The 16,413-nt window shown below is 67.8% G+C and carries 12 protein-coding genes; 6 read left to right on the forward strand and 6 right to left on the reverse strand.

The features are described from left to right. Window positions 1–320 precede the first annotated feature (320 nt). The 5 genes from CFB50_RS34470 to CFB50_RS34490 all read right to left on the reverse strand — a co-directional run bounded on the left by CFB50_RS34470 (window position 321) and on the right by CFB50_RS34490 (window position 7,607). Window positions 321–1,508, reverse strand: a complete 1,188-nt coding sequence (locus CFB50_RS34470; RefSeq protein WP_089448912.1) for a beta-propeller fold lactonase family protein — start codon at window positions 1,506–1,508, stop codon at window positions 321–323. A gap of 128 nt (window positions 1,509–1,636) precedes the next feature. Further along, entirely contained in the window at window positions 1,637–3,142 is a 1,506-nt protein-coding gene (locus CFB50_RS34475; protein WP_089448913.1) for a M81 family metallopeptidase, read from the reverse strand. A 163-nt stretch (window positions 3,143–3,305) separates the two neighbouring features. Further along, complete coding sequence (locus CFB50_RS34480; RefSeq protein ID WP_089448914.1) at window positions 3,306–4,730, reverse strand: aldehyde dehydrogenase family protein; 1,425 nt, start codon at window positions 4,728–4,730, stop codon at window positions 3,306–3,308. A 30-nt stretch (window positions 4,731–4,760) separates the two neighbouring features. Then, window positions 4,761–6,158: an aspartate aminotransferase family protein gene (locus CFB50_RS34485; protein WP_089448915.1), complete on the reverse strand. Its 1,398-nt coding sequence runs from the start codon at window positions 6,156–6,158 to the stop codon at window positions 4,761–4,763. A 57-nt stretch (window positions 6,159–6,215) separates the two neighbouring features. After that, on the reverse strand, window positions 6,216–7,607 hold the full coding sequence (locus tag CFB50_RS34490) for an APC family permease (protein ID WP_089448916.1): 1,392 nt from the start codon (window positions 7,605–7,607) through the stop codon (window positions 6,216–6,218). Window positions 7,608–7,858: 251 nt separating this feature from the next. Between CFB50_RS34490 and CFB50_RS34495 the strand changes: the two genes are divergently transcribed. From CFB50_RS34495 to CFB50_RS34525, 5 genes are all read left to right on the forward strand, one after another. After that, window positions 7,859–8,953, forward strand: coding sequence for an AraC family transcriptional regulator (locus tag CFB50_RS34495; protein ID WP_089448917.1), 1,095 nt, complete (start codon window positions 7,859–7,861; stop codon window positions 8,951–8,953). A 624-nt stretch (window positions 8,954–9,577) separates the two neighbouring features. Beyond that, entirely contained in the window at window positions 9,578–10,294 is a 717-nt protein-coding gene (locus CFB50_RS34510) for an ABC transporter permease (RefSeq protein WP_089448918.1), read from the forward strand. Next, window positions 10,291–11,202 (forward strand): glycine betaine ABC transporter substrate-binding protein, encoded by a 912-nt coding sequence (locus tag CFB50_RS34515; RefSeq protein WP_089448919.1) that lies wholly within the window; start codon window positions 10,291–10,293, stop codon window positions 11,200–11,202. Before CFB50_RS34510 ends, CFB50_RS34515 begins: the two co-directional genes overlap by 4 nt. Window positions 11,203–11,212: 10 nt before the next feature. Continuing rightward, window positions 11,213–11,866 carry an ABC transporter permease gene (locus CFB50_RS34520; RefSeq protein ID WP_069249813.1) on the forward strand — a complete coding sequence of 218 codons (654 nt, stop codon included), beginning with the start codon at window positions 11,213–11,215 and terminating at the stop codon, window positions 11,864–11,866. Continuing rightward, window positions 11,863–13,038: an ABC transporter ATP-binding protein gene (locus tag CFB50_RS34525; RefSeq protein ID WP_069249814.1), complete on the forward strand. Its 1,176-nt coding sequence runs from the start codon at window positions 11,863–11,865 to the stop codon at window positions 13,036–13,038. The genes CFB50_RS34520 and CFB50_RS34525 overlap by 4 nt, the downstream gene beginning before the upstream one ends. Window positions 13,039–13,199: 161 nt before the next feature. On the opposite strand, the gene CFB50_RS34530 is transcribed toward CFB50_RS34525, so the two are convergent. After that, window positions 13,200–13,598 carry a surface-adhesin E family protein gene (locus CFB50_RS34530; RefSeq protein ID WP_089448920.1) on the reverse strand — a complete coding sequence of 133 codons (399 nt, stop codon included), beginning with the start codon at window positions 13,596–13,598 and terminating at the stop codon, window positions 13,200–13,202. A 366-nt stretch (window positions 13,599–13,964) separates the two neighbouring features. Between CFB50_RS34530 and CFB50_RS34535 the strand changes: the two genes are divergently transcribed. Next, a complete protein-coding gene (locus CFB50_RS34535) occupies window positions 13,965–16,400 on the forward strand; it encodes a PEP-utilizing enzyme (RefSeq protein ID WP_089448921.1) in 2,436 nt (811 codons plus the stop codon). The last annotated feature ends 13 nt before the right edge of the window (window positions 16,401–16,413 follow it).

Below are 16,413 nucleotides of genomic sequence, written 5' to 3' on the forward strand. Positions count from 1 at the left end.
CGACTGCCCCCCCAGGCGACGTCACGCGGACTTTCACATGCGAACACCCGGCGACGATCGTTGCTGCCGCAACCGTCTCCTCCACCGCCCTTTCTCCCGGTACGTCACATGCTTCCCATAGGGCTTACAGTGCCGCAACGACTGTTTATTCACTACAAGACGTTTCCCGAATTTTCAGTTTGCTTAACTAAACAATCCGGCGTTAGGTGGCTTTGAGTACAAATTCCCGCCATTTGTTGCGTTGCAACGGCGGCGCACAAGGGGTGTGCTTTGACGGGCGCCCGGCGAAGCCGGGCGCCGCATGAACCGACGAAACTGAGTCAGCGCGGCAACGTCCTCAACGACGACGGCCCACCCGTCAGCGCGATCCGCTTGCCCGTATCGTGCAGCTTGCCGCCTTCGACCGAATAGAGCGCCAGTTGCCGTTCGACGTTGAACTGCACGATCACGTGCCGGCTGTCGGCGGTGAACACGATGCCTTGCGCGGCTTCGCCGCCGGGCAACTCGCTCACCTTCACGGCCTGCCCGTCGCGGATCTCGAACAGCAGCACCTTGCCGATCTTGTGGCGGCCCGGGTTGTCGGCCGTCAGGTTCGAGCCGTCCATCGCCTGCACGGCGATCCACTTGCCGTTCGGCGAAATCGCGACGCCTTCCGGCAGCGACGGCACGTTCAGGTACTGGACGGTACGGAACGGCACGCGCGACACGTCGATCAGCGCGACCGAATCGGCGTCGCCCGCCAGCGTGCCCGTATAGCCCGGCAGCCCCGCGAGCCCGACGTTGCTGACGACGGCCCAGCGGTTGTCGCTCGACACGTCGATCGTGTAAGGCGCGACGCCGGTGCTCAGCCGCGACCCGCTGTCGGTCACCTTGCCGTCGTCGACGTTCAGCACCGCGATGCCCTGCTCGTCGCGCAGCGACACGAGCGCATGCTTGCCGTCATGGGTGAAGCTGATCCCGGCCAGCCGCTTCTTGCCGATCTTCAGGTTGCCGTCGAGCGTCACGTTCGTGCCGTCGATGCGCAGGATCGACACGCTGCCGTCGACGTTCGCGACCAGCGCGAGCTTTCCCGAGCGATCGATCGCGATCCCTTGCGGATGTGTGCCGAGCTCGATGCGCGTGATCGACGGCGGCGCGGCATCGAGATTCACGACCTGCAGGAACGTGTCGAACACGAGCTGCTTCGCGGCCGTGTCGTAGCGCGTCGGCGCGCCGACGAGCGCGAGCTTCGCGTCGGGCGTGATCGCGACGGCCTGCGGCGGCCCCTGGATGCCGTTCTCGACGTCGACCTGCAGCGCGACCTTCGGCGGGAACGTGCTGGCGTCGAGCAGCGTCAGCGTGTCGGCGGGCGGCGAAGCCAGATAGGTGTCGCGGCCCTCGACGCGCTGGTACTTGCCGTCGTTGCCGGACACGATCCAGTCGGCGGCGTGGGCGGCAACGGCCGTCGTGGCGAGGGTCAGCGCGGCGAGCAGGCGCGCGCTGCGTGGGCGGAAAGGATTCGAATGCATGTCGGTCGATTCTCCGGATCGGTTGCGGACACAATGGATGGCATCGACCCTGCTGCTCGACGGGTCGGTGCCATCGCATGATGCCCGAAAGCCGGTAACTCCGGCGTCTCGCGCCCGGTCGGGTTCCGTCAATCCGTCCGTCGCCCGCCGGACGACGGCCATTCGCCCACATCGTCGAGCGGATACACGGGCCGCGCAAGCCGCTCATAACGGAACAGCCCGTAGTCCGAGCCCGTCACGCCGCGGCTGTCGCATTCGACCAGCGCGGCCGCGATCGGCACGAACACCGGCCGGCAATACATCCGCGACTTCAGCAGCAGGAAGCGCGCGCGGCGCGGATCGACGCCGACACTCTCGAACACGCCAAGATCCCACGGCTCCTGCGTACGCTCGGTGATGACGAGCGTGGCCGCACCGATGTCGAGCACGGCCGTGCGGCCCATGTACGCACGCTGGCCCGTGTAAGTGGGCCCCGTGATTACGTATTCGCCGTCGGTGAGCGCACGCACGACGCCGGTCGCGCGGAACGGCGCGCGCCGCACGCCACCGTGCGACGGCAGGCGGTTGCCGACCGGTACCGTGACGGTCGCGCCGACACCCGCGTCGATCAGCGCCGCGACGGCCTGCGGGTCGCACAGCGGCCCGCTGACGATGCCGTCCAGCCCGTGCGCGAGCGCGGCCTCGAGCAGGTCCATCGTGTCGCACGGCCCGCCCGACATGCAGTTGTCGCCGTGATCGAGCATCAGCACCGGGCGATCCGCACCGCGTGCGAGCGCTGCGGCCTGCGCCACCGAGTCGGCAAGCGGCGCGCTGCGATAGACGAAATCGTCGCGCTCGTCCCAGATCTGCCGCGCGATGCGCTCGGCCACCGCGTCGGCGGCGGCCCGGTCGCCATCGGCCACCACCACCACGCTGATGCACGGCGCGGGAATGTCCGCGAGCGAGAAGCCGGGCAGCACCGAGACCGCGAGCATCCCGTCGGCCTCGGCCGCGCGCGCGGCCTCCACCGCGCGCCGCATGGCGCCTTCCGCGCTCGCGCTGCGCAGCGTCGACGTCATCAGCGGCGGCTGCCGCCACGCGAGCACCGGCCGCGCGCGGCCGTGCAGCCGGTCGAGCAGCACGCGCGCCGCATGCTCGCCGGTCTCAACCATATCGACATGCGGGTAAGTCTTGAAACTGACGATCACATCCGCGTGATCGATCATCTTCTGTGTGACGTTCGCGTGCAGGTCGAGCGCGACCGCGATCGGCGCGCCGGGCAGCGCCGCGCGCACGCGCTCGAGCAGGTCGCCCTCGCCGTCCGCGCTCTGCTCGGCGACCATCGCGCCGTGCAGGTCGAGCATCACCGCGTCGCAGCCGGGCGCCGCCGCGACGATCGCGTCGCAGATCGCCGTGTACGCGTCGGCCGCGACCAGCCCGCTCGGGTTCGCGGCCGCCGATACCGGCGTCACGATCTCGGCGCCTTCACGTTCGGCCGCGTCGAGGAACGCGGCCATCGCGGTGCGCATCCCCCGATTCGTGCGATACGCGTCGTCGCCCCAGTCGGGGCCGTTGCGGCCGAACGCGGCAAGCGGCGTCGGCACCGGCGAGAACGTGTTGGTCTCGTGGTTCATCCGGGCGATCAGGATCTTCATCGCACGCGGCCCTCCGCGCACGCCGTCGCGCTGCGCCTGTCTTCGGTCGTCTCCATCATCTGCATCGTCGAATTCCTCCCGATCGATCCATCGGTCCATCGATGAAAAGGCGCGGCGGCGCCCATCAGGACGCCGCCGCCCGGCCAGCGCATCCGCGCGCCGCTCACGCGTACCCCGTCGTGCCCTTCGTCTCCAGATACTCGACGAGGCCGAACTCCGCATACTCGCGGCCGTTGCCCGAACGCTTGTAGCCGCCGAACGGCGCGGCCGGGTTCCATGGCGGGTAGTTGATGTGGACATTGCCCACCCGCAGCCGTGCCGCGATCCTGCGCGCACGCTCGATATCCTTCGACTGCACATAAGCCGCGAGCCCGTAGACCGAATCGTTCGCGAGCGCGACGGCCTCGTCCTCGGTGCGGTAGGTCATGATCGCCAACACCGGCCCGAAGATTTCCTCGCGCGCGATCGTCATGTCCGGCGTGACGTTCGAGAACACCGTCGGCCGCACGTAGAACCCGTCGCCGAGCCCGTCCGGCCGCCCCGGCCCGCCGGCGACGAGCGTCGCGCCTTCGTCGATCCCCAGCCGGATGAAGTGCTGGATGCGGTCGAACTGCGTGCGGCTGACCACCGGCCCGATGCCGGTTTCCGTCGAACGCGGATCGCCGACGACCGTGCGTTCCGCCTCCCGTCGCGCGGCCTGCTCGGCCAGCGCAAGGTGGTCGGCATGCACGAGCATGCGCGTCGGCGCATTGCACGACTGGCCGCTGTTGCTGAAGCAGCTGCGCGCGCCGCGCGTGACCGCCTCCTCGATATCGGCATCGGGCAGGATCAGGTTCGGGCTCTTGCTGCCGAGCTCCTGGTGCACGCGCTTCACGGTATCGGCGGCCGCCTTCGCGACCTCGACGCCGGCGCGCGTCGAGCCCGTGAACGACACCATGTCGACATCCGGGTGCCGCGACAGCGCATCGCCCACTTCATGCCCGTAGCCGTGCACGAGGTTGAACACACCGGGCGGCACGCCGGCTTCGTGCAGGATCTCCGCGAACAGGATCGCGCTGAACGGCGCGATCTCGCTCGGCTTGAGCACCATCGTGCAGCCGGCGGCGAGCGCCGGCGCGACCTTGCACACGATCTGGTTGATCGGCCAGTTCCACGGCGTGATCAGCGCGCACACGCCGATCGGCTCGTGCGACACCAGCAGCGAATCGGTCTGCGTGCTGAAGCGGAACGACTGCAGCGCACGGATCGTCTGCTCGAGGTGCGCGGTGCCGACCGCGGCCTGCGCCGCACGCGCAAATGCGATCGGCGCGCCCATTTCCTGGCTGATCGTCCGCGCGACTTCTTCGTAGCGGCGCTGGTAGATCTCGAGCACGCGCCGCAACAGCGCGACACGCTCGTCCACCGGCCAGCGCGAATACGTGTCGAAGGCCTGCTTCGCCGCGCCGACCGCGCGATCGACGTCGGCTGAGTCGCCGATCCTGATCTGCGCATACGGCCGTGCAGTGGCCGGATCGATCACGTCGATCGATCGTGCATCGGCCGGATCGAGCCACTGGCCGTCGATATAGGATTGTCGTGACGTTCGCATCGAATGCTCCTGAAATGAAGGACGCCGCGCTCAGCGCGTCGCCCGCGCATAGGTGTCGACGAGGATGTCGCGGATCTTCGCGACGAACCACACGATCTCGTCGCGCGACATCACGAGCGGCGGCGAGAACTGCACGATCGGCGTGCCTTCGTGATCGACGCCCGCGCGGCACAGCAGCCCTGCGTCGAAGATCGCGGGCGCGAGCAGCGTCGACACGAACGCCTGCGCGCTGATGCCGGCCGCCCAGCGGCGCGCGGCCTTGTCGGTCACGAGTTCGAGCGAGTAGTGGTAGCCGTCGCCGCGCACGTCGCCGACGCACGGCAGTTCGAGCAGGCCGTCGAGCGTCTGGCGGAATACCGCTTCGTTGCTGCGGACGTTCTCCAGCACGCCCTCACGCTCCATGATCGCGAGGTTCGCGAGCGCGGCCGTGCACGCGACCGGGTGGCCGCCGTAGGTCGCGCCGTGCAGGAACATCTGCTGCGGGCCGGCGAGCACCGTGTCGACCACCGCGTCGCTCGCGATCACGCCGCCGAGCGGCACGTAGCCCGACGCGATGCCTTTCGCGAACGTGATGATGTCCGGCTTCAGCCCGTAGCGCGCGGAGCCGAAATATTCACCGAGCCGGCCGAACCCGCAGATCACTTCGTCGGCGACGAGCAGCACGCCGTGCCGGTCGCAGATGTCGCGCAGCCCGGCCGCATAGCCGGCCGGCGGCGTCAGGCTGCCGCCCGCATTCTGCAGCGGCTCGACGACGATCGCGGCGACGGTATCCGGCCCTTCCTGCACGATCAGCGATTCGATCTCGTCGAGCAGGTGGCGCGTGAACTGGGCTTCCGTCTCGCCCACCGGGCGGCCGTAGCGCTTCGTGTTGCCCACGTGCCGCACGCCCGACATCAGCGGCTCGAAATGCTTGCGGAAGTTCGTCATCCCGTTCAGCGCGAGCGCGCCGAACGACGTACCGTGATACGCGACGCGCCGCGCGATGAACTTGCGCCGCTGCGGCTCGCCGCGCGACTGGTGATACTGGCGCACCAGCTTGATCGCCGATTCGTTCGACTCCGAGCCGCTCGACGTGAAGAACACCCGGTTCAGCCCTTCCGGCGCGAGCGCCGCGAGCTTGTGCGCGAGCTTGATCGCCGGCTCGTGGCCGACACCCCAGTTGGTCGCGAACGGCAGCCGCACCATCTGCTCGCGGATCGCGTCGCCGATTTCCGCGCCGTGGCTGTAGCCGACCTGCACGCAGTACAGCCCGGCCAGCCCGTCGAAGTAGCGCTTGCCGTTGCGGTCGACGAGCCAGCAGCCTTCGCCGCGGTCGAACACGGTGAGCGCGTGGTCGCGATACGCATCGGCGTGCGTGAAATGCATCAGCAGGTGGCGTTTGCCGATGGCCTGCAGGTCCGCATCGAGATTGACGTCAACAGCGTTCATGGATGGTTCCTCCTTCAGGGTTTCAGAGCCGGCGGCCGGCAGTCGGCCACCGGTCATTCAATTCATCGACAGCGTCGGCGCCGGGCGCGTAAAGCCGCGCGTGAGCCACACGAGCTGGCAGAGTCCGAGCACGAGCCAGCCGATGCCGACGTAGAACGTCTGGCGCGACAGGCCCGACCAGAGCCACACGTTCATCGCGAAACCGATCGCCGGCATCACGCCGAACGTGATCCAGCCTGCGAAGCGGCGATGCTCGGGACGGCACAGATAGCTGCGCATCACGCACAGGTTCACGACCGCGAACGCGACGAGCGCACCGAAGCTGATCATCGTCGACGCGAGATCGAGCGTGATGAACAGCGCGGACAGCGACACGATGCCGACCGCGAGCGTCGCGCGCACCGGCGTGCGCAACCGCGCATGCAGGTGGCCGAAGATGCGTTCGGGCAGCACCCGGTCGCGGCCCATCGCGAACAGCACGCGCGTCACGCTCGCCTGGCCCGCCATCGCGCTCGCGAAACAACCGGCCACGTACACCGCGACGAAGAACGCCGACAGCGTGCCGCCGCCGATGCGTCGCATCAGTTCGAGGCTGGCCGAGTCGAGATCCTTGAAGGCGTGCCAGTCGGGAAACACCACCTGCCCGACGTAGGCGACCAGCATGAACAGCACGCCGCTCGCCAGCGTGCAGAGCAGGATCGCGCGCGGCACCGTGCGCTTCGGCTCGCGTGTTTCCTCCGACAGCGTGGTAACCGCATCGAAACCGAGGAATGACAGGCACAGGATCGCGGAGCCGGCGAAGATCGCCCGCGCATCGCCCGACGACGGCAGCGCGACGGCCATCGACAGCCCTTCGCCCGCCGCGACCCGCGCGGAAGCGATGAAGAAGATCGCGATGAACACGAGCTGGCTCGCGATCAGGATCAGGTTCACGCGATTGACGAGCCGGATGCCGACGATGTTCAGCCCGGTGATCAGCACGATGCTCCCGACGATCCATAGGCTCGCCGGCACACCCGGGAAAATCTGCTTCATGTAGATGCCGATCGCGAGGTAGCTGATCATCGGGATGAACAGGTAGTCCATCAGCAACGCCCAGCCGACCATGAAGCCGGCCGACGTGCCGAAGTTGCGGCTCGCGAACGTATAGGCGGAACCGGCGCTCGGCATCAGCCGCGCCATGTGGCCGTAGCTGCGTGCGGTGAACAGCATCGCGACCAGCGTGACCGCATACGCGGCGGTCAGGTGCCCGTTCGTCTCGCTCGTGACGATCCCGTAGGTCGTGAACACCGTCATCGGCAGCATGTACGCGAGGCCGAAAATCACCAGCGTCGCGAGCCCGAGCAGGTGCGGCTTGCGGCGTGGGTCCGCGTCGCCTCGCATCGCGTGCGCGCCGAAGTCATGCGTCGCGGCGGCTGATGCGTATCGACCCGGGCTGTCGTTGTCCATGCTGTCCTCACGTGGGTGGCGTTCACGGCTTCAACACTCGTTCGCCCGGCACGGCCGGCGGCGCACGACTGGGAGAAAGTGTGGTGCGCCAAAAAATCCGCCACGAATGAGAAAAGCGGACGTAATCGGGGGATATTTCCGGCCACATCGCCGCGTGTCGCGCCGTCGAGCCATGCATGCTGCTGTGCGGCACTGGCGTTATGCGGACATTCCGGCTATGTTCTACGCGATCCCGTCACCCCGTCCGCACCATGAACAGCCGCGCCCATCCAGACCAGAGCCGGGCCGAGCGCAGCCTGCGCTCGTCGCTCGGCCTCGCGCGTCCGGCCGGACGCCAGGAGGACATTCCCGCCACGGTCCACGCGATCGCGGTCGCGCTGGACGAGTGCCGCGTGCGGCATATCGACGGCGCCGCGCTGCTCGAAGGCACGGGGCTCGGCGCGGACGAAGTCGCGTCGCCGAATCTGCACGTGAATCGCGGCCAGGAGCAGCGCTGCTTCCGCAACCTGCTGCAGCGCAGCGGCGTGCCGTCGATCGGGCTGTCGATCGGCGCACGGCTGCACGTGTCGACGCTCGGCCTCGCCGGCTACGCGATGCTGATCAGCGGGTCGGTGACGCAGGCATTCCGGTGCATGAGCCAGTTTCCGCTGTTCATGGGGCTGTATTTCGATGTGCGTATCGATGCGCACGCGGACGGCATGAGCGTGACGATCAGCCGTTACAACGGCGAACCCGATCTCGAGGTGTTCCAGGTAGACATGTGCCTGTCGAGCCTGCGCCTGATCGTGTCCGATCTCGTCGGCAAGCCCGTCTGGCCCGCGCAGGTACAGCTCGCGCGCCGCACGCCGCGCAATGCAGCCGACTACGCGCGCCACTTCGGCTGCAAGGTCGCGTTCAATGCGGGCGACAACCGGCTCGTATTCACATCGGTGAACGGCACCGAGATGCCGCTGCTCGCGAACGAAGTCAGCTTCAACGCGCTGCACGGCCAGTGCGAGGCGCTCGAACGGCAGTGGGCCGCATCGGTCGGCACGCGCTTCGCCGATCGCGCGAAGGAGCTGATGGCGCGCGACCTCGCGCGCTTCAAGTCGATGACGTCGCTCGCGGATGCACTGCACCTGACGGAGCGCACGCTGCGCCGGCGGCTCGAAAAGGACGGCCTCACGTTTCAGACGCTGCTCGACGACGTGCGGCGCGACGAGGCGGTGCGGATGCTCGACGATCCCGAACTGACGGTCGCGGCCATCGCGGAACGTCTCGGCTACAGCGAGCCGCGCAGTTTCCGTCATGCGTATCGACGCTGGACGGGCAGGACGCCGCGCGCCGATCCGGACGTCGGCGAATAAGCCGGACGCGCCGGGACTGCGTGCGGATACGCGGTGGTGCGTGACGGTCGGGCACGACGCGAAGCCGCTCGCGAAACCCGCTTCAAGTCCACGGCCTCGCCTATCGATTCGGAATTCGAATCATTTTCCGCGCACTGGATCCGCCCCCGCTTCATCGCTACCGCACGATCGTCGGCACGCAATCGCGATCGCCCCTCAAGGTAGACGCGATCATTCGATTGTTCTATACTCGCCCCAACTTCATCACAAAATGCATGATCTCGTGCGCAACGTGATGTCATTTCGCAATTCATTGCGCATGCATCCGTTTCGCCACGTCAAGGGGGCCTCCGGCTCCAGCGGCCGGCTTCACGCCGGCCGCATCCATGCCGTCTTCACGAGACGGTGCCCTGCTCGAACTCGCCTCGCCGTTACGGCGCCGCCGGGCTGAACATGACAATCAGACGAACGCAGCATTGCGTTCACTCGACCGCCAGTCGCACTTCGTTGCGGCCGGCATGACTGTTTCCGTCAGTTCAAATCGCGGCCATGCCGGGATCACGAACTTCCATCGCGGCGCCATCCGGCGTCTACGCGGCGCGCGCCTGCGCGTGTGCCGCACCGAGATTGAGGGGGTGTATCTTCATGACTCGACGCACTGTCCAGCTGGTGGGCAGCCTGATCGCCATCGTCGCCATCGCCTGGGCGCTCGCCCGCGGCATCGGCGCCGACACATTCAGCCAGCGCGCGGACGATCTCGCGTACTACGCGGGCCAGCACATGCTGCTGGTCGTCTATTCGATGGCGCTCGCGATCGCCGTCGGCGTACCGGCCGGCGTGCTGCTGAGCCGGCCGCGCTTCCAGCATCAGGCCGAGCGCTTCATGCAGGTCTTCAACATCGGCAACACGATCCCGTCGCTCGCCGTGCTCGCCATCGCGCTGGGCATCTTCGGCATCGGCAACGTGCCCGCGATCGTCGCGCTGTTCCTCGCATCGCTGCTGCCCATCACGCGCAATGCCTACGAAGGCATGAAGAACGTGCCGGCCGCGCTGCGCGAAGCCGCCAAGGGCATCGGCATGACGGGCTGGCAATCGCTCGTGCGCGTGGAACTGCCCAACGCGCTGCCGATCATCGTCGGTGGCGTGCGCACCGCGCTGGCGATCAACGTCGGCACGGCCCCGCTCGCGTACCTGATCGGCGCGGACAGTCTCGGCTCGCTGATCTTCCCCGGCATCTATCTCGACAACCAGCCGCTGCTGCTGCTCGGCGCGTCGCTCACCGCGATCCTCGCGCTGGTGCTGGATGGCATCGTCGCGGCCGGCAGCCGCCATTGGCTCGCCCGCCACGGAGGTGCCGCATGACGCTCCACCGCACCATTCGATCGCTCGCGCGCCTGTGCGCCGCCGCCGCGCTGTGCATGGCGGCGAGTGCACCGGCATGCGCGGCGAAGCTCGTGCTGGGCGCGAAGAACTTCACCGAGCAATACGTGCTGGCGGAACTCACCGCGCAATACCTGCGCGCGCGCGGCTACGACGTGGAAGTCCGTTCGGGTCTCGGCAGCACGCTCGTGCGCAGCGCGCTGGAGAACGGCCAGTTCGATCTCATGTGGGACTACACGGGCACCGCCGCGCTCGTCTACAACAAGATCAACGACAAGCTGTCGCCCGAGGAAATGTACCGGCGCGTCAAGGCGCTCGACGTGCCGCGCGGGCTCGTCTGGCTCGACGCATCGCCGCTCAACGACACCTACGCGATCGGCCTGCCCAGCCCGCTTGCGCGGGCCACCGGCATCCGAACCGTCTCGCAGCTCGCCGAGCACCTGAAGACCGACCCGGCCGCGAAGCGCTACGTGTTCGGGATGGACGCGGAATTCGCGAATCGCCCCGACGGGCTGAAGCCGCTGCTCGCCGCCTACGGCATGCAGTTCAGCCGCGCGCAGCTGAAGCAGATGGACCCGGGGCTCGTCTACACGGCGCTGCACAACAACCAGTTGAAGATCGGCCTCGTGTACACGACCGACGGGCGCGTGAAGGGCTTCGGCATCGTGCCGCTCGAGGACGACAAGCACTTCTTCCCGCCGTACAACGCGACGCCCGTGGTGCGCAAGGACACGCTCGATCGCAACCCGAAGCTCGCGACGCAGCTCAACGCGCTGTCGGCCGCGCTCGACAACGACGTGATGCAGGCGATGGCCAAGGAGGTCGACCTCGACGGCAAGTCGCCGCGCGACGTCGCCGACGCGTTCCTGCGCACGCACAAGCTGCCTTGAAGGAGAACCGATGAGCGTATTCGACTATCTCGCATCGAGCTGGCCCGAACTGCTGCAACTCACGTTGCAGCACATCTGGCTGGTCGGCATCGCCGTAGGCTGCGCGATCGTGGCCGGCGTGCCGCTCGGCATCCTCATCAATCGGCACGACTGGCTTGCCGGGCCGCTGCTCGGCGTCGCGACCATCGTGCTCACGCTGCCGTCCATCGCGCTGTTCGGCCTGATGATCCCGTTCTTCTCGCGCTTCGGCCAAGGGATCGGCGCCGCCCCCGCGATCACCGCCGTGTTCCTGTACTCGCTGCTGCCGATCATGCGCAACACCTACCTCGCGCTGCACAACGTGGATGCGGGCATCAAGGAAGCCGGCACCGGCATCGGCATGACGTCGTGGCAGCGCCTGCGGCTCGTCGACTTGCCGCTCGCGGTGCCCGTGATTCTCGCGGGTGTGCGCACCGCCGTCGTGATGAACATCGGCGTGATGACGATCGCCGCCGTGGTCGGCGCGGGCGGGCTCGGCACGCTGATCCTGCGTGCCATCGGCCAGAGCAGCATGATGAAACTGCTGGTGGGCGCGGTGCTCGTGAGCCTGCTCGCGATCGTCGCCGACCGGCTCCTGCAGAGGCTGCAGCGAGCATTGACACCGAAGGGAGTCCAAAAGACATGATCGAACTCGACAAACTGACCAAGACCTTCACGCGGAAAGACGGCCAGGCCGTGCGCGCGGTCGACGCCGTGAGCCTCTCGGTGGCCGAAGGGGAGATCTGCGTATTCCTCGGCCCGTCGGGCTGCGGCAAGACCACCACGCTGAAGATGATCAACCGGCTGATCGCCCCCACGTCCGGCCGCGTGCTGATCAACGGCGAGGATACGGCGCAGCTCGACGAGGTCGACCTGCGGCGCCACATCGGCTACGTGATCCAGCAGATCGGGTTGTTTCCGAACATGACGATCGAGGAAAACATCACCGTCGTGCCGCGCCTGCTGGGCTGGGACAAGAAGCGCTGCGCCGAACGCGCGCGCGACCTGATGGCGATGGTCGCGCTCGATCCGAAGCTGTACCTGAAACGCTATCCGCGCGAACTGTCGGGCGGGCAGCAGCAGCGTATCGGCGTGATTCGCGCGCTGGCCGCCGATCCGCCCGTGCTGTTGATGGACGAGCCGTTCGGCGCGGTCGATCCGATCAATCGCGAATCGATCCAGAACGAGTTTTTCCAGATGCAGCGGCAACTGAACAAGACCGTGATCATGGTGAGCCACGACATCGACGAAGCGATCAAGCTGGGCGATCGCATCGCCGTGTTCCGGCGCGGCCAGCTCGTGCAATACGATCATCCCGACACACTGCTCGCCCGCCCGCGCGACGAATTCGTCGCGCAGTTCGTGGGCCAGGACAGCACGCTCAAGCGCCTGCTGCTGGTGAAGGCCGGCGACGCCGCCACGCAACCCGAAACGGCACGGGTCGATACGCCGCTCGCGCACGCGCTCGCCGTGATGGACGAAACCGACTGCCGCTACCTGACCGTGCTCGACGACGCGGGCCGCGCGCTCGGCTACGTGACGCGCCGCGCGGCGCGCACCGACGGCGGCGTGTGCGGCGAGCGCGTGACGCCCTTCCCGGCCGGTGTCGCGGCGGACGACAACCTGCGCATCGTGCTGTCGAAGATGTACCAGTACAGCGCGTCGTGGATGCCGGTGCTCGACCCCGACGGCGCCTGGCTCGGCGAGATCACGCAGGACTCGATCGCCGCGTACCTCAGCTCGGGCCGCTCACGCCGGCAGACGGGCCAGCCACCGGGCAGCCCGGCCGATGCGGTCGCGGCAACCGCCACGCACTGACTTTTCTCCGGGCCGGCGCGCCATCGCACCGGCCCGGGGAAGCGATTCGATGACGTGCGCGGTGGCGAAAACGTGCGGCTACGTCCGGCGATAAAACACCGGTTGACCCGCCTTCATCCGAACCTCGTCAAACCGGAACCGGCGAGCGGACGCCATTGCCGTCATCCGTGTTTCCCGCATACATAATCCATGACCAGTGTCTGAATGGAGTCGCGCTCGACATAGCGGTAATCATCCGCATCTTCGCGAGATACGTAGACCTGGCCCGACTGTGTTCCGACCATGCTGGTCTTGCCCATCGCCCAGGTTTTGTTGTCGCAGCCAAACGACCAATCGGAAACGAGGCTCTTCACCGGAAACGGCGCCGAGTAACGGCGCGGCTCGGCATAGACGATCTTGACCGTCACCCACGAATTGAGCGGATGACGCTCGACGGAGGCGGGATCCACATAGAGCGCGATAGCCGGGCCCGGGCCCAGCGTGATCCAGTTCTCGGCCCACGCACCGCTTGCGACGAGCGCAAGCCATGCCCCCGCAATCCAGCGTCTTTTCATTTTCATTCCTCGAATCCGGCCCGGTGATTTCCGGCGGCCTGATTCTACTTTCTCCGGTTGCGTGACGTGCGCGATTCAAACCGGATCGTTCACCGGCTTCGGCTCATTTCTTCCAATCGACATCCGGTCATGCCTGTCGAGCGCGTATAAGAAATCAGCGCGCCGAATGAATCGCGAATTGGATGAAATCGACTCGCGTAAAATGCCGACAACAATCCAGCATCAAGCCGAGCGGGCCGCCCTTCCATTCCACTCGCACCGGCGCAACGCGAACAAGACAACACGGACACGACCCGTGGCATCCGCAAACGGCGCCGCGCCGCCCCGACCCGGCACGCGCCATCGCGACGATCGCCCGCCGACGAAGCCTCCATGAGCAAACCGATCCTGTACCTCCTCGCCGGCAACGGCAGCGCGGCCGACTGGTGGGACGATGCACTGCCCCACTTCCGGCATTACCGTCCCGTGCCGCTGGAACTGCCGGGCTTCGGCGACAACCCCGCGCCGCCCTGCGAAGATCTCGCCGCGTATGCGCAAGCGCTGCTGGACATGACCGAACCGGGCCACGCGATCATGGCGGTCGGCGTGAATGCGCTGCTGGTGCTGCACGCATTGCAGCGACGCCCCGGCCACTTCAGTCGCAGCGTGCTGCTCGCGCCCGTCGGTGCGTTTCTGTGGGAACGACGCCTGCCGAAACTGATGGCGCCGAAGCCGCTGCGCAAGACCATCCACTGGCTGCTCGCGCATTACCCGACGCTGTTCGCGCGCAAGTTCTCGAACCTGACCTGGACGCGCGCACAGTACCGCCGCATGGGCGCCGGCTATGCGCGCTGCCGGGCGTTCCTGCCGCACTGGGATCTCGTGCGCGCCGATACCGCGCTGCCGCTGCTCGAGTGGGTCACCGATCGCATCGAACTCGTGTGGGGCGACCAGGACAACGTGCTCGGGGTGCGCCAGGCCGCCGCGTGGTCGGCCATCCTCGCACGCGCCGACCTCACCGTCACGCTGCAGGCCGGCTGGGGACACTATCCGTGGATCGACGCGCCGGCGGCATTCGTGCACTGGCTCGAAGCGGGCGATGCCGGCTTCGTCGCGCATACCAAGGGCGGGCGCCTGGCGCTGGCGACGATGGCCGGTCTGCCCGTGCCGCCCGCGCTGTCGCTGACCCGCGCCGACGATCCGCGCCTGCCGGGCTTTCTCGCGAGCCAGCCCGACGCCGAGTGGGCGATCCGCTCGTCGAGCCACGGTGAAGACCAGGCCGATGCAGCCAACGCCGGCCTGCATACGACGTTCCTGCGCGTACCGGCATCGCAAGCAGCCGCACGCGTGGCCGAGCTGCTCGACGGCGGCCTCGAGGAAACGGTCGTGCAGCGCTTCATCACGCCCGTGCTGTCGGGCATCGCGTTCGTGCGTCATCTCGCGGTTGAAGTCGAGTGGGTGGAAGGCCACCTCGAAGCACTCGCCGACGGTCAGGCCAGCCCGCAACGCGCGATCCTGTCGCGGCTCGGCGAGCCCTGGCAGCGCGGTACGTTCCCGACCGCGCAAAACTTGAGCGCGACGCAGCTGTGGGCCTTCCTGCAGCGCGTGCTGCGCGCGTTCCATTACGTGCCGGGCGACGTCGAATGGGCATGGGACGGCCGGCAGCTGTGGCTGCTGCAGTACCGTCCGATCAGCAGCTACGGCTGGCATCGACACCTGACCACCGCGAACATCGCCGAGATCCTGCCGCCCCAGCCGAGCCGGCTGGTCGAGTACGCGCAACGACGCGCGGCCGGCAGCATCCCGGCGATCATGGCGCGCTGGGATGCTCGCGTACTGCAGGACAACGAACCATTCACCGCGCTCTATGGCGGTGCGTCGTACATCAACAACGACCTGTTCCTCGCCCGCCTCGCCGACTGGGGCGTGTCGGCCGGCAACTACAGCGGCGAGATCGGCGGCGCGACGCCGCCGCTGCGCTGGCGCCCGCTGCGGCTGCTGCGTTCGCTGCCGGTGTTCTGGCGCATGCTGCGCGCCGCGCGCGGACACCTGCCGACGCTCGAGCGCGGCTTGCAGCGCTTCGACCAGGAACTCGCGACGCTCGTCGAGCAACACGCCGACGGCCAGCAACTGGCCGACTGGTTCACGCGCTTCTACGTGTTCGTCGTGCAGGGCAACCTGTGCATCGCGTCATCGCTGGCCAGCAGCGGCGGCACACTGTGGGGCCGTCCGCCGACCGCATACGGCCAGCTCGACGACAGCCCGCATCGCCTGCCGTGGGAAACCGATCCGGGCACCGCTCGGCCCGCGCCCACCCGCCTGCCGCTGCAGGCGTTTCCCGACTGGCCGTTGCCGGTCCGCATGCTCCATGCACTCGGCGCGCCCGGCATGCGCGGCTGGTATCTGCAGGTGCGCGAGTGGTACCGCGACAACCTGATGCGCGTGTTCTTCCGCCTGCATCATGCAATGCCGGCCGCCGATCGCGACGCGTGGTTCGCACCCCATCCCGATCGCCGCGAACGCAACGGCAGCTTCTGGCAGGACGGCTGCGAAGGCACCGACGAGGCGGCCGGCTTCATGATCTATCCGGGCCACACGCAAGGGGTGCTCGGCCACGACATCCTGCTGGAAGACACGCTCGATCCGGGCCGGCACGCGCAGTACCAGGCCGCGCGCGCCGTGATCGCGCGCATGGGCGGCCGGCTGTCGCACGGCGCGACGCTGCTGCGCGAGCTGCGCAAACCGTCGGCCGTGCTGCCGCGCGTCGATGCGGCGTGGGTCGGGCGCGAGGTGCAGCTCAGCGATGGCCAGCTGACGTTGGTCGAATGAACGCGAAGCGGTT

It is taken from the genome of Burkholderia sp. AU33423 (assembly GCF_002223135.1).
Taxonomy (GTDB): domain Bacteria; phylum Pseudomonadota; class Gammaproteobacteria; order Burkholderiales; family Burkholderiaceae; genus Burkholderia; species Burkholderia lata_D.